This window comes from Yoonia sp. JB2-21, from assembly GCF_055693545.1.
Genome location: NZ_JBVFUC010000001.1, coordinates 2,107,880 through 2,121,206 on the forward strand (window position 1 = coordinate 2,107,880; position 13,327 = coordinate 2,121,206).

Consider the following 13,327-nt stretch of genomic DNA (forward strand, 5'->3'; position numbering starts at 1 on the left):
ATGCATGATATCAAAGACCGATTTGCCAGACACCATTCCGGTGTTTCCGTTGCCGGGTGCGCTTTTGCTGCCGCGGTCGCGTTTGCCGCTGCACTTATTTGAACCGCGGTATCTGGCGATGCTGGATGATGTGCTGAAAACCTCATCCCGCCTGATTGGCATGGTGCAGCCATATGACGGGCCTGACGGCGGTGGCAAACTGCACGCCATCGGTTGCGCCGGGAAAGTCACGGCCTTTTCCGAAACCGAAGACGGGCGCTATATGATCACGCTGTCGGGTGCGTCGCGGTTCCGTATTTCACAAGAGGTAGAGGGTTTCACACCCTACCGGCGATGCAACGTCAATTGGCAGGGTTTTGAACGCGATTTGGGCCCGGTTGAGAAAGACGACAGTTTTGATCGCGACGCTTTCATGGATGCGCTGGGCCGCTATCTTGTGGATCAGGGCCTGTCGACAGACTGGGAAAGTCTGGGCGAAGCGGAAGATGAGTTGCTGATCAATTCGCTATCCATGCTTTGCCCGTTTGAGCCTGAGGACAAGCAAGCCTTGCTTGAGGCCCCATCCTTGACCACCCGACGTGAAACACTGATGACACTGATTGAATACGCCCTGCGCGGCGGATCCGGCGAAGAGGTGATGCAATGAGTGACGCAGCGTTCGACCCTAAAATGCTCGAGGCATTGGTCTGCCCCATGACGCAAGCCACGTTGGTCTATGATGCGGACAAACAAGAGTTGGTGAGCAAGGCCGGTAACATGGCATTCCCGATCCGCAATGGCATCCCCGTGATGCTGGTCGATGAAGCGCGGGTGCTGGAGTAACGCGTGTTGGTTGGTGGTCTGCATTGCTTTTATGCATGACCGCATTGCTAGCGACGCACAAACTATTCATTGATTAAAGATGTGTCGTTTGACATTGCCTGCCAAAAGCTGATGGCTCTCGGCATGATGCGTAATGCTGCGGTATTCGCATCCTCTGGGGTCAGGTTCAGTGTGGATATGGCGCCTTCGACACCCTCTGCAATATCAAACCCAACGCGACAACTGAGACCTGCCCAATGCTCGAAACAGATGATCGTATCAATCGGCTCAGGAAAATCGTGGATGGTATAGATGTCTGGATCAAGCGGACGTGCTGTCTCGGGTAGTCTTAGGGTTAGATTATTGTCTGGCGGTTGCGCGCACCACACCGTGTCTAACATATGCTCTCGCGCAGCACACCAAATGCTCCACTCCTTTAGGATAATATCATCAGTGCGAAAACGCATTGATGTAATCTCAATGCCTTCTGGCGAGGCCTGGTTCAGTCCGGTGCTGCTCCAGAAATGCGTATGACACTCTCTGGTCCTGTCACGACATGCGTGCGTGATTTGCACAGATGGTACGACGGGCAATGTTACGGAATGATCCCCGAATGATCCAACAAGAGTTTGATTTTGGAATGCGGCACGGGCTGCTATCTCAGCCTCTTTTTCGGCGACCCTGCTGGTTTCTAACGAATACAGTCCCGAACCCATCAACACAGGAGGCCCAATGATCACCACCGCAGCAACGATGCGTTTTGCTTTGCTTCCTCTCTGTAATAGCCCAGTCAGGCTTCCGACAAGTTGACCAAGACCAACTAAAAAGAAGCCCATAGGCAAGCAAAAAAGAAATAATAAACCTACCGCAGCTGCCGGTGCGGTGATGCCTTTTGCCAATTGTGCAAAAGCACTGCCTAGAACAAGGGATATGATCAGTTTTCCGACACCGCGCATGCGAAGCGCGTTGTCTCTTGGCGCGATACCTTGACTTAGTCCAAGGTAATAAACGCCGAGGACGGCAGCTGAAACACCTAAAACGCCCATCGTAGCTTTCTACTCCCAGACGACTGAAACATGAAGGCGTGGCTGGTCGACTTCGATGGTTTGCTACCCCCGCATCAATCGTGGCAAGTCCCCCGACAACCCTGCTGCCCGCCGCATAAACCCGCGCCGCAGTCCCGGTGCTGCGTTCACCATACCCATCCCAATATCACGTGCCGCGCGCAGCAGCGGGTTGTCGTTTGAAAACAGCCTGTTGAACGTATCAGTCGCCAGCGCCAAGGTTGTTGTGTCGAACCGCCGCCACTCTTGATACCGTGCCAGCGTCTGGGCGCCGCCGATGTCTTCTCCGCGCGCGCGTGCGCTTTCCAGCACGTCCGCCAACGCCGCCACATCCCGCAATCCTGCGTTCAGCCCTTGCCCCGCAATCGGATGCACGCCGTGGGCCGCGTCCCCTATCAACGCGAGGCGGTCCGCAATGAAACTATTCGCCAACGTCAGCCCCAGTGGATAGCTGAACCGCGCACCCGTCAGGCTGATTTCTCCAAGGAAACTGCCGAATGCCGGGCGCAATGCGTCAAGGAAATCAGCGTCGTTCATCGCCAAGAGGCCGGCGGCCTTCGCGTCCGCCTCGCTCCAGACAATAGAACTGCGGTCTTCGGTCAGCGGCAAAATCGCGAGCGGTCCGCCGGGCATGAAGAACTGATGCGCGATGCCGTCATGTGGTTTGTCATGCTTGACTGCGCAGACGACGGCCGTTTGCCCATAGCCCCAGCCGGTACGCTTGATACCCGCGCGTTCTGCGGTGCCGCTCTGGCGCCCGTCTGAGCCGATCAGCACGCGCCCTTTCAGGTGCCCGCCAGACGCCAGCGTCACGGTCACCCCTGCCGCATCAACCGCTTGCGCCACAACGGTTTCACCAGACAGATGGGTGATCCGGTCCTCCCCCGCCATCGCATCGAGAAACGCGCGGCGCAGATGACGGTCTTCGACCATATAGCCCATCGGCCCTTCTTCGATCTCGGCATGATCAAAATGCATGATCCAAGGGCTAGGGCCTTCGCCAGCCCGTCCATCCGTGACCTTGATCTCTAACATGGGTTGGGCGTTTTTGGCGATGCCATCCCAAATCCCGATCCCGCGCAGCAGCCGCATGGAGGCATGCGCCAAAGCATAGCTGCGCCCGTCGAAATCAACACGTTTGCGCGTATCAAGCGGCAAGCTGTCGATGATGGTCACGGTAAACCCGGCCTGCGCTGCGGCAAGTGCAAGCGCGGGGCCGTTCAGCCCGCCGCCCACGATGATCATATCACTTTTCATATCCCGCAATATGCGCGCCTCGCCGGGATTGTCCATGCGCCTGATGGCCGCTACCGTCGTGCCAAACGAAAGGGACGACATGCAAGATTGGCGATGGATGACGGCGGCGGATCTGGGCCGTGCGATTGGGGCGGGTGATATTGATCCGGTGGCGTTGACCGACGTGTATCTGGCGGCCATCGACGCCCATGAATTTCGTGATCGGATTTATGCGCGGGTCACACATGATCGCGCGTGGGCCGAGGCGAAGGCAGCATCCGCGCGCGCGCAGTCAGGCATGCGGCGCGGCCCGTTGGACGGGGTGCCGGTGTCGTGGAAAGACCTTTTTGATACGGCAGGCATTGGGACCGAAGCTGGCACGAAGTTGATGGAAAACCGCGTACCGGACAGGGATGCGGTCGTATTGCGGGCGGGGACGGCTGCGGGTCTTGTCTGTCTGGGCAAAACCCATATGTCCGAGATCGCCTTTTCGGGTTTGGGACTGAACCCTATCACCGCAACGCCCCCTTGCGTGAATAATCACGACGCTGTGCCGGGTGGGTCTTCGTCTGGGGCAGGGGCCTCTGTCGCCTTTGGATTGGCTGCGGCTGGTATTGGGTCTGATACAGGCGGGTCCGTGCGTATTCCGTCCGCCTGGAATGATCTGGTGGGGATAAAAACAACGCATGGGCGGTTGTCCTTGCAAGGGGTCGTGCCGCTGTGTTTGACTTTTGATACGGTCGGCCCGCTTTGTCGTTCGGTTGAGGATGCCAACCTGTTGTTGGCGGCCTTGGAAGGCACAAAGCCTAGCGATCTGACCGGTGGTTCGCTCGATGGTGTGCGGTTGATGGTCCTGGATACCATCGTGCCAGAGGACGTGCGCGAGGCCCCGCGCGATGCCTTCAAAGGCGCCGTTGAAAAGTTGAAAGCAGCGGGTGCCCAGATCGAACACCGCTATTTCGCGCAGCTTTTTGATGCGTTTAATGTCGCAGGCAATCTTTACGCTGCCGATAGCTATGGCTGGTGGCGTGATCTGGTTGAGGCGCATCCTGAAAAGATGTTCCCGCAGATTTTGGAACGGGTGCGGGGCGGGCAGACGGTCACTGGTCCTGATTATTGTGCGGGCTGGAATATGCTGCGCGACATCCGCAAACAGTATCATGCGGAAACAGCGCAGTTTGATGCGGTGATCATGCCGACTGCGCCGATTTTGCCGCCTAATGCAGAACGGCTGTTAACAGATGACGACTATTACAAATCCGAGAACCTGCTGGCGCTGCGCAACACACGGGTCGCGAACCTGATGGATGTGTGTTCGATCACCCTACCGACGGGAGTGCCGTCGTGTGGGATCATGTTCAACGGGCAGAACGGGAATGAGGCGGCGCTGTTGCGGGTGGCGGCTGCGGTGGAGCGTGTCTTGGAGTAGTTGACCGCTGCGACGATGTCTGCTTTGCGGGACGAAGCGGAAATCGGACTCACTTGCTCTGATGTCTGCTTTGTAGTGGTATCCGCCTGAGATGCAAAACCAACAAAAACTCTACGTGCCAGAAACCTGGACTGAAGCCGAATGCGATCTGATGGTTCAACTCTGTCGGTACCATGCACAGGTTCTGTATTCCGTCAGGAACAGATTCGACTTCGACAACCGTTATGGCGAGGTAAAGCTCCCTCCTGATGGTTTCGTGCCCAACGGAGCGGTACTTCTGGATGGTCACCTTCGCGCATACCAATCGGCCGCCGGTACACTGATAACTTGTGGCTTCGCAGTCCAATCCGAAGTGCATTCAGACGCATGCAAGCTATTGACTTCAAGCGCACAGTTCGAGCTCAACAATGAGCCCAATTTGCCGATAACCAACTTTTCCCACTTGGGATGGGCATTTTTGGCGGTATTCAGAGTTTATCGTCAAAACGGACGGCTCGGGCATCCTGCAACCCTCAAACGAATCTTAGAGTTGTTCCTAGCGGCAGGCTTTACTGAGGAACGCCTCGGCTATCTTGAATGGTCAACTAAAGCCCTTGATTTGGCATATCCACGCCGAATGACCGACTGGCCGATACCGCGAGACGGGCGTTTGTGGATCACAGACACGCTCGACGCCTACATTGATGAAGCGAAAGATCAGTGGTCTCATGCGTAAGTTGACATTCGTTGCGCTGCAGAAAGACGGAACTTTGGGCTCAAACCGGACGCTAGCCCTGTTTCAACTTATGCCACGTTTTTCGGCCAGCTGAAATATACCAAACCTTGAGGCAACTGACCCAAAAGCCACAAAAACCGCCCGACTCATCCCTTGTTCTGGACAGCACAGCGTCTCACGCGTTAGTTTAGTAAAAAGCCGGGCGAGATGATCCGGCATATTGAGGCAGTTATGGTATTTCCTGAGCGGTTTTCGGACCTCCCAGCAGCAACGTGGCCGCGTTTACGCGCGCTCTTGGATGTCCCGACACGGGCGTCCGAGACCATCAACATGACAATTGGCGAACCGCGCCATGCCTTCCCTGCGTTTGTGGGGGATATCATTGCGGACAATCTCTCTGGATTTGGCAAGTACCCGGACAACAACGGCATTCCGGCACTTTTGGATGCGATTGGCGGGTTTCTGAAGCGCCGCTATGGGCTGGATGTCCCTGCAGACCAGATCCTGACACTCAATGGCACGCGCGAGGGGCTGTACAACGCGGCGATGGCGCTTTGCCCCGAAGTGAAGAACGGCAAGCCCGTTATTCTGACGCCGAACCCGTTTTATCAGGTCTACGCGGTCGCCGCACTGTCTGTTGGCGCAGAGGCAATTTATGTACCAGCAACCCAAGCGACGGGCCATCTGCCTGATTTTCATGCCTTGCCAGAGGATACGCTGAACCGCACAGCCATTGCCTATATTTGTTCGCCGGCCAATCCGCAGGGCGCAGTAGCGGATGAGGCCTATTGGCGTGACCTGATCACATTGGCCGAGAAGCATGATTTCATCATCTTCGCCGATGAATGTTATTCCGAGATTTACCGAGAGACGCCACCTCCCGGTGCGTTGCAGATCGCTGCACAAATTGGTGCGGATCCAGAACGGGTGGTGATTTTTCATTCGCTGTCGAAGCGGTCCAACTTGCCCGGGTTGCGTTCTGGCTTTTGTGCCGGTGGGCCAAAGTCGATTGCGCGGTTGCGGCTGTTGCGTGCTTTTGCGGGCGCACCTTTGCCGGGGCCGTTGCAGGCGGTTGCGGCTGCGGCCTGGAATGATGAGGCACATGTGGAAGAGAACCGCGCCCTTTATCATCGCAAATATGAGATTGCAGACGATATTCTGGGTCATCTCAACGGCTATCAATCCCCACAGGCGGGGTTCTTTTTGTGGTTGCCGACGGATGACGGTGAAACATCAGCGGTAAAGCTTTGGCAGGAGACGGGCGTGCGGGTTCTTCCCGGTGCTTACCTGTCTCAAGAGGCAAACGGGGAAAACCCCGGCAAGACATATATTCGGGTCGCAATGGTGGCCCCAACACAAGAAATGCAGCGCGGTCTCACCCTGATCCGCGACTGCTTGTATAGTTGAGGAACGGCAGTATGGCATCTTATCAATCCCGGCGGCGCGACCCGCTTTTGGATAGCACAACGCAGGCAGCGATTGAAAAACGCACCAAGGAGTTGCTGGGCCTTGGCCTGATATTTGCTGGCGTTTTGATTGCCGCGATGGTGGGGAGCTATTCGCCCAATGACCCTAGCTGGATTTCCGCAACCGATGCGCCGGTGCAAAACTGGTTGGGTCATTTTGGGGCGTCTGTTGCTGCGCCGTTGATGATGATTATCGGTCTGGGCATTTGGGTGGTGCCCGTCGTTTTGATCGCGTGGGGTGCACGTTTTGTGATGCATCACGGGCAAGAACGCGCCATCAGTTGCCTGATCTTTGCGCCGGTGGCGATTGTGCTTGCTTCTGTTCATGCCGCGACGTTGACACCGGGCGGGCAATGGCCTGCCAACTTTGGTCTGGGTGGCCTGTTTGGTGATACGGTTCTGGGCGTTATCCTGACAATCGTACCTTTTGGTGCTGTGTTTGGTGTCAAGCTTCTGTCCTTGCTGACGGGTCTTGCCCTATTGGCTTTGATGGCCTTTGTGCTGGGCTTCACCCGCCCTGAACTAAAGATCGCAGGGCGCTTTGTTTTGCTGGGCACGGTCATGCTTTATGCGATGATCCTGCGCGCATTGGGCAAGGGTGCGTCCCTTTCTGCGACTGCCGCCCAAGGTGTAACCGCGACCGTTCAGGCCCGCCGCGAACAGATGCAAGAGGCCCGTGCCATCAACGCAGAAGAACCGCGTTTGGTTGAACCTTTCCCAACCCCGCAGCCGCTTGATACGGCACGTGCCCGTGCCGCGGCTGTTGTGCGCTCTAACCCTGCTATGCCGACAGCGATGCCAGAGATGAAATCGACGTTGCCGCCGGCCCCGCCACTGGCGGCACCCAAACGTGCAGCGCCTGAACCTGAAGCGCCGCAAGGTGGGTTCCTGTCTGGTCTGCTCAAACGCAATGAAATGCCGGAACCAGAACTGGTGACCCCAGAACCAGCCGACGCCCCTGTGCCGCAGGCCGGTGACGGTGACCGTGTCAGCGCGCGCATTGCCGACGCGATCAAGAACCGCACCCCCGCGCCATCGCCAACAGGCGTGCGGATTGAGCCCTCTTTGACCGCAGGTCGTGGACCGGCCCCCTTGGTGTTTGCCGATCTGGAAGAGGATACATCCGACCTCGAAGAGCTGATCGAAGTGCCGGTCGAGGCCCCCACGATGGCGGCCCCCCATATGCCGATCCCAGAGGTGAATGTTCCAACCCCCGCCGCACTGGCCCCAACGCCAGAGCCACGCAGTGTTGTGCAGCATCCGCCAAAGCGCGCACCGCAGCCGTCCAAGCAAGCGAAAGCTGAGGCACAGCCCGCGCTGAGCTTTGAGGACAAGTACGCCGATTACGAGCATCCGCCGCTTGGCCTCTTGTCCAACCCGATTGATATTCAGCGTCATCATCTGAGCGATGAAGCACTGGAAGAAAATGCGCGCATGCTGGAAAGCGTGCTGGATGACTATGGCGTGAAGGGTGAGATCGTTTCGGTCCGTCCGGGTCCTGTTGTGACCATGTACGAGCTAGAGCCAGCTCCGGGCTTGAAGGCCAGCCGCGTGATCGGCCTGTCCGACGATATTGCCCGTTCGATGTCCGCTTTGTCTGCGCGTGTATCTACCGTGCCGGGTCGTTCCGTCATCGGTATTGAATTGCCGAACGAGAACCGCGAAAAGGTGGTGCTGCGCGAAATCCTGTCGCACCGCGACTTTGGCGACGGAAACCAGAAACTGCCGCTGGCGCTGGGCAAGGACATCGGGGGTGAGCCGATCATCGCAAACTTGGCCAAGATGCCTCACTTGCTGATTGCCGGGACAACTGGTTCGGGTAAATCCGTGGCGATCAACACGATGATCCTGTCGTTGCTTTATAAGCTGACACCTGAAGAATGCCGGATGATCATGATTGACCCCAAGATGCTGGAACTGAGCGTCTATGACGGCATCCCGCATTTGCTGTCCCCGGTTGTGACCGACCCCAAAAAGGCGGTTGTCGCCCTGAAATGGGTCGTGGGCGAGATGGAAGAACGCTATCGCAAGATGTCCAAGATGGGCGTGCGCAACATTGATGGTTTCAATGGCCGGGTGAAAGACGCGCTCGCCAAAGGCGAGATGTTCAGCCGCACAGTGCAGACCGGGTTCGACGATGAAACCGGTGATCCGATCTTTGAAACCGAAGAATTCAAGCCTGAGGTGCTGCCCTACATCGTTGTCATCGTTGATGAGATGGCCGACCTCATGATGGTTGCCGGCAAAGAGATTGAAGCGTGCATTCAGCGTCTGGCGCAGATGGCGCGGGCCTCGGGTATTCACCTGATCATGGCCACGCAGCGCCCGTCGGTGGACGTCATTACCGGTACGATCAAGGCGAACTTCCCCACGCGGATTTCGTTCCAGGTGACGTCGAAGATCGACAGCCGCACCATCCTTGGTGAAATGGGTGCCGAACAACTGCTGGGCATGGGTGATATGCTTTATATGGCTGGTGGGTCCAAGATTACCCGCGTGCACGGGCCGTTTGTCAGCGACGAGGAAGTCGAGGAAATTGTGAATCACCTCAAGGGCTTTGGCCCGCCAGAGTACATGTCAGGCGTTGTCGACGGTCCATCAGAAGACGCGGAAAGCAGCATTGATCTGGTGTTGGGCTTGGGCGATGGATCTGACAGCGAAAACGCGCTTTATGACACGGCCGTGGCGATTGTGATCAAGGATCGCAAATGTTCTACCTCTTACATCCAGCGTAAGCTGGCGATCGGCTATAACAAGGCCGCGCGTCTGGTTGAGCAGATGGAAGATGAAGGTGTCGTCAGTTCGGCAAACCATGTCGGTAAACGCGAAATCCTTGTACCTGAACAACATTAGCGCTGTTCACTAAGTCTTAGAAACTTGGTGTCACAAGGACCCGAACCAACGAATGAATGGGTTCGGATATGAAACTACGTGTCGTGATGATTGCGATCATCCTCCCCTTGCTGACTTTGGCAACCTATTTTGCCGTGATAACCATCACCGCTGAGCAGGCGCGATTGGCGGCTGCCGCAGATGCGGCCGTGCAGGCCGAACAGCAGGCAAGCATCAATGATCTGGTGCATGAATTGCAAAAGGAACGGGGTTTTTCTGCTGGCTTTGTTGGGTCGGGCGGCAGCAATTTTGCCAGCGCGCTGGCACAGCAAAAGACGGCAACTGATCGGGCCGTCAGACCGGCCATGACGCGAACAGACGCGTTGGCTGCCAGTCGCGCGCGAGAATTTCGCGCCGCTCGGCAGGGGCTTGAGGGCTTGGAAACCTTCCGTAGCCAGGTCCAGTCGCTGCAGGTTCAAGTACCTGACGTTGCCAGCTTTTATACCGAAATAATCGAAAATCTGTTGCAGGTGTCCTATCCGAAAAAAACGGCCAGCGACGATGACAGAATAACAGTTCTACAAGGGACGCGTGCCTTGGTGGCTGCCACAAAAGAGCGGGCAGGAATTGAACGGGCGATGGGTTCGGCCGGTCTTGGAAACGGATTTTCGCCAACACTCTATCGAAATTTCCAACAAAATATCGGTGCGCAGAGCTCTCTACTTGGGGAAATTTCCAAGCTTTTGGAAGATCCAAATCTGGTGATGACACTTTATGCAACGCCCGAGTTTGGCGCTTTGCGATCAGTGCGCGATACCATTTCTGAAGGTGTGCAGGACGGCGTTTTTGGTGACTTGAACGCGGCCCAGTGGTTTCGAACATCAACCGCTTGGTTGGAGGTTCTGCGGCAAGCAGAGATTACGAAAACACGCGAAATCCGTGAACTTGCCACGACGCTTGAGGCGGAAAGTGCGTTAGCGCTGCGCAACAGCGTGATATTTGGAGTGAGTCTGATCTTGTTTGTGGGCATCTTTGCCGTTGCGAGCTTTGAGTTGATGATCAAGCGTATCAAAGCTTTGACAGATGTTGTCTATGGATTTGCAAAGGGTGACTTCAACAAATGGGTCCCAAGCATTGATCGCAAGGACGAAATCAGTCGCATGGCGCGCGCGATCTATCATTTCAAACAAGAGACCCTTGCGTTGCGGCGCGAAGCCGAAGACATGAAAGCCAACGACGAGGCGGCATTGAACGCAAAACATGGGAAAGTCGTCGAATTGGTGACAGAGGGACTTGCCGCCTTGGCGCAAGCCGATTTGACCTGCCATTTCGATGAACCGCTTGATCAGGATTATGATCAGATCAGGGTTGATTTCAATTCAGCATCTGACCGTTTGCGGCAAGTATTGAATTCCATTGCAAAGACGGTTGCCGAACTTGATCAGGCTGCGTCTGTTATGAATGCGTCTGCCCTTGATCTTGCTTCCCGGACCACCGAGCAGGTGGAAACGATCCGCGACACAACGGAACGGGTGAACACGCTATCGTCGGAAGTCGAAGTATTTGGTCAAGATATTGTGCAAGCGTCATCATTGGCGGGACATGCGCGTGATCAGGCAAGCGCATCGGCGACCCTGATGCGGGACGCCGTTGCCGCAATGGACCGAATTCGAACATCGTCGGAGCAAATTGGCGCAATCATCTCCATGATTGAAGACATCTCTTTTCAGACCAACTTGCTCGCGCTGAATGCTGGTGTCGAGGCGGCACGCGCTGGATCTGCGGGTCTTGGTTTTGCGGTTGTCGCGTCCGAAGTGCGCGCACTTGCGCAACGTGCAAGCCAGGCAACGATGGATATCAAGGCGCTGGTCGATGAAAGTGGTGGCCATGTCAAAGCGGGCGGCGATCTGGTTGATCAGACAGGCGCTGCATTGGACGAAATCTCTAAGGGGATTATGGAGGTCGATGATGTTCTGACGCGTGTTGCTGCGGGTTCGCAGGATCAGGTTTCCGGATTGCGCAGCCTTGCTACGTCGATGAAAGTGATCAACGATCTTGCGGGGCAAAATACGGCGATGGCGGACGAATCAAAGCTATCTTCGCAGGATATCGCCTTGCGATCACAACAGCTTGCCGGGTTAATTCAGGACTTCAAACTTGATCCCCATGGCCGCACGACGTCTGCAAGGGACGCGGCCTGACATTGGTGCATGTTGCGCCATCCCCAGCGTTCGCATTACCTAATGACTTGCGCCGGGTTGGCGCACTCAAGGACTTGGATAGCGTTGCGTTACCCGAGGGCGCGGGACAGTGCAATCCGCATGAAGCGGGCCGCCACCCAGCCGAAGACGCCAACCTCGAGATCAAAAAAACCCCCGCCTGATCGCTTAGCCGGGGGTTCTTTGATGTGACGTCGAACGGTTGCTTTACAGCAGACCTTCACGCTGGAGCTTTTTACGTGCCAGCTTGCGCTGACGACGGATAGCTTCTGCTTTCTCGCGCGCTTTGCGCACGGACGGTTTTTCGAAATGCTGCTTAAGCTTCATTTCACGAAAAACGCCCTCACGCTGGAGCTTTTTCTTCAGAGCACGCAACGCCTGATCGACGTTGTTATCACGAACACTAACCTGCATGTGGTTTACACCACCTTTCTAAGTTGGATTTGCAAAAATTGCAGGAAGTGGGCAGATAGCAAGGGTGGGCTAGTTTGTCTAGTACCACCGTTGCAGGAGACTTTGACCATGACCACGCAAATTGATCCGCTGTTGAACCGCTTGCTCGACGCTGCTTTGCCGCATGTGGCGTTTGATGGTTGGTCTGCCGCCACCTTCGGGGAAGCCGTCAAAGATGCCGACATCGACCCAGCTGTCGCAAAGGCACTGTGCCCGCGCGGCGCTGTTGATCTGGCGATGGCGTACCACCGGCGTGGTGATGCCGCGATGATCGCCGCTTTGAAAGCTGCTGACCTTGGCACCATGCGGTTTCGGGACAAAGTGGGCCATGCCCTGCGTCTTCGCCTGCAGGTGATCGACGACAAAGAGGCTGTGCGCCGCGGAACTACTCTTTTTGCCTTGCCGCATATGGCGCCGGATGGGGCCAAGCTGATTTGGGGCACGTCTGATGCGATCTGGACTGCTTTGGGTGATACGTCGCGAGATGTGAATTGGTACACCAAACGGATGACGCTGTCGGGTGTCTACAGTTCCGTCGTCCTGTATTGGCTTGGGGATGATAGCCTTGATACGCAAGCGACGGATGCCTTCATTGACCGCCGCATCGACAATGTGATGCAGTTTGAAAAGCTCAAAGCGCAGGCGAAGGCGAGCCCGCTATTGAAGCCGTTTACCGGGGCGCTGGATCGCATGATGGGCTCTGTGAAGGCACCTTCGGGCACCGTTGACCCCGATCTGCCGGGGATATGGCGCGGCCCTCAGTAGGCGAAAGATGCCAATGTGACCATGTGAAATGCTGCGATGATCACGTTGGCGCGGACAACCGGGCTATTCAGGCCCACCGTGAACACTGTCAGCATTTTGTATGCAATTTGGGCTGGTATGATCGTGAGCGCGGCTGTCCCCGCCCATGCTTGCCCGCCGGCAATCGCCCCGAGAACAACCAAGCTGATAGCAAAGATCGCGATGTAGAACGCCAAGACAATGCCGCGGGCGGGTGACGCCGGCCCATATGCTTGCACCATCGCGGGGCTGTTGCGTCTGATTGCAGGAATAATCAGACCAAGCACGGCGATGTTGATCAGCATTGAAATTGTCAAAAGCATCGTCAT

12 protein-coding genes are annotated in these 13,327 nt (G+C 56.3%); 8 read left to right on the plus strand and 4 right to left on the minus strand.

From position 1 onward, the window contains the following. Positions 1 to 4 precede the first annotated feature (4 nt). Both ACZ1G5_RS10480 and ACZ1G5_RS10485 read left to right on the plus strand, forming a co-directional pair. Positions 5 to 646: an LON peptidase substrate-binding domain-containing protein gene (locus ACZ1G5_RS10480; RefSeq protein WP_472732784.1), complete on the plus strand. Its 642-nt coding sequence runs from the start codon at positions 5 to 7 to the stop codon at positions 644 to 646. Next, positions 643 to 822, plus strand: a complete 180-nt coding sequence (locus ACZ1G5_RS10485) for a Trm112 family protein (protein WP_472732785.1) — start codon at positions 643 to 645, stop codon at positions 820 to 822. Before ACZ1G5_RS10480 ends, ACZ1G5_RS10485 begins: the two co-directional genes overlap by 4 nt. A gap of 62 nt (positions 823 to 884) precedes the next feature. Here ACZ1G5_RS10485 and ACZ1G5_RS10490 read toward each other — a convergent pair whose 3' ends face one another. Together ACZ1G5_RS10490 and ACZ1G5_RS10495 are read right to left on the minus strand one after the other, a co-directional pair. Then, positions 885 to 1,847, minus strand: a complete 963-nt coding sequence (locus tag ACZ1G5_RS10490; RefSeq protein WP_472732786.1) for a hypothetical protein — start codon at positions 1,845 to 1,847, stop codon at positions 885 to 887. Positions 1,848 to 1,910: 63 nt separating this feature from the next. After that, positions 1,911 to 3,158 carry a UbiH/UbiF/VisC/COQ6 family ubiquinone biosynthesis hydroxylase gene (locus ACZ1G5_RS10495; protein WP_472732787.1) on the minus strand — a complete coding sequence of 416 codons (1,248 nt, stop codon included), beginning with the start codon at positions 3,156 to 3,158 and terminating at the stop codon, positions 1,911 to 1,913. A 43-nt stretch (positions 3,159 to 3,201) separates the two neighbouring features. Between ACZ1G5_RS10495 and ACZ1G5_RS10500 the strand changes: the two genes are divergently transcribed. From ACZ1G5_RS10500 to ACZ1G5_RS10520, 5 genes are all read left to right on the plus strand, one after another. Continuing rightward, positions 3,202 to 4,530, plus strand: a complete 1,329-nt coding sequence (locus tag ACZ1G5_RS10500) for an amidase (protein WP_472734317.1) — start codon at positions 3,202 to 3,204, stop codon at positions 4,528 to 4,530. Between the two features lie 91 nt (positions 4,531 to 4,621). Next, positions 4,622 to 5,245, plus strand: a complete 624-nt coding sequence (locus ACZ1G5_RS10505; protein WP_472732788.1) for a hypothetical protein — start codon at positions 4,622 to 4,624, stop codon at positions 5,243 to 5,245. A gap of 231 nt (positions 5,246 to 5,476) precedes the next feature. Beyond that, positions 5,477 to 6,652 (plus strand): aminotransferase class I/II-fold pyridoxal phosphate-dependent enzyme, encoded by a 1,176-nt coding sequence (locus ACZ1G5_RS10510; protein ID WP_472734318.1) that lies wholly within the window; start codon positions 5,477 to 5,479, stop codon positions 6,650 to 6,652. A gap of 11 nt (positions 6,653 to 6,663) precedes the next feature. Beyond that, the gene (locus tag ACZ1G5_RS10515) at positions 6,664 to 9,564 is read left to right on the plus strand and encodes a DNA translocase FtsK (RefSeq protein WP_472732789.1); all 2,901 of its coding nucleotides are present in this window, start codon (positions 6,664 to 6,666) and stop codon (positions 9,562 to 9,564) included. A 68-nt stretch (positions 9,565 to 9,632) separates the two neighbouring features. Further along, complete coding sequence (locus ACZ1G5_RS10520) at positions 9,633 to 11,744, plus strand: methyl-accepting chemotaxis protein (protein ID WP_472732790.1); 2,112 nt, start codon at positions 9,633 to 9,635, stop codon at positions 11,742 to 11,744. Between the two features lie 225 nt (positions 11,745 to 11,969). Here ACZ1G5_RS10520 and rpsU read toward each other — a convergent pair whose 3' ends face one another. Then, positions 11,970 to 12,176 carry a 30S ribosomal protein S21 gene (gene rpsU / locus ACZ1G5_RS10525; protein WP_008231221.1) on the minus strand — a complete coding sequence of 69 codons (207 nt, stop codon included), beginning with the start codon at positions 12,174 to 12,176 and terminating at the stop codon, positions 11,970 to 11,972. A gap of 108 nt (positions 12,177 to 12,284) precedes the next feature. Here rpsU and ACZ1G5_RS10530 point away from each other — a divergent pair, with 108 nt between their 5' ends. After that, on the plus strand, positions 12,285 to 12,980 hold the full coding sequence (locus ACZ1G5_RS10530; RefSeq protein WP_472732791.1) for a COQ9 family protein: 696 nt from the start codon (positions 12,285 to 12,287) through the stop codon (positions 12,978 to 12,980). Here ACZ1G5_RS10530 and ACZ1G5_RS10535 read toward each other — a convergent pair. Further along, the gene (locus ACZ1G5_RS10535) at positions 12,974 to 13,321 is read right to left on the minus strand and encodes a hypothetical protein (RefSeq protein ID WP_472732792.1); all 348 of its coding nucleotides are present in this window, start codon (positions 13,319 to 13,321) and stop codon (positions 12,974 to 12,976) included. The genes ACZ1G5_RS10530 and ACZ1G5_RS10535 overlap by 7 nt on opposite strands. Positions 13,322 to 13,327 lie beyond the last annotated feature (6 nt).

Coding starts and splice junctions, on each gene's coding strand:
- ACZ1G5_RS10505 (WP_472732788.1), top strand. CDS start 4,622: ATGCAAAACCAACAAAAACTCTACGTGCCAGAAACCTGGACTGAAGCC.
- rpsU (WP_008231221.1), bottom strand. CDS start 12,176: ATGCAGGTTAGTGTTCGTGATAACAACGTCGATCAGGCGTTGCGTGCT.
- ACZ1G5_RS10490 (WP_472732786.1), bottom strand. CDS start 1,847: ATGGGCGTTTTAGGTGTTTCAGCTGCCGTCCTCGGCGTTTATTACCTT.
- ACZ1G5_RS10510 (WP_472734318.1), top strand. CDS start 5,477: ATGGTATTTCCTGAGCGGTTTTCGGACCTCCCAGCAGCAACGTGGCCG.
- ACZ1G5_RS10480 (WP_472732784.1), top strand. CDS start 5: ATGATATCAAAGACCGATTTGCCAGACACCATTCCGGTGTTTCCGTTG.
- ACZ1G5_RS10495 (WP_472732787.1), bottom strand. CDS start 3,158: ATGGACAATCCCGGCGAGGCGCGCATATTGCGGGATATGAAAAGTGAT.
- ACZ1G5_RS10515 (WP_472732789.1), top strand. CDS start 6,664: ATGGCATCTTATCAATCCCGGCGGCGCGACCCGCTTTTGGATAGCACA.
- ACZ1G5_RS10500 (WP_472734317.1), top strand. CDS start 3,202: ATGCAAGATTGGCGATGGATGACGGCGGCGGATCTGGGCCGTGCGATT.
- ACZ1G5_RS10530 (WP_472732791.1), top strand. CDS start 12,285: ATGACCACGCAAATTGATCCGCTGTTGAACCGCTTGCTCGACGCTGCT.
- ACZ1G5_RS10520 (WP_472732790.1), top strand. CDS start 9,633: ATGAAACTACGTGTCGTGATGATTGCGATCATCCTCCCCTTGCTGACT.
- ACZ1G5_RS10535 (WP_472732792.1), bottom strand. CDS start 13,321: ATGCTTTTGACAATTTCAATGCTGATCAACATCGCCGTGCTTGGTCTG.
- ACZ1G5_RS10485 (WP_472732785.1), top strand. CDS start 643: ATGAGTGACGCAGCGTTCGACCCTAAAATGCTCGAGGCATTGGTCTGC.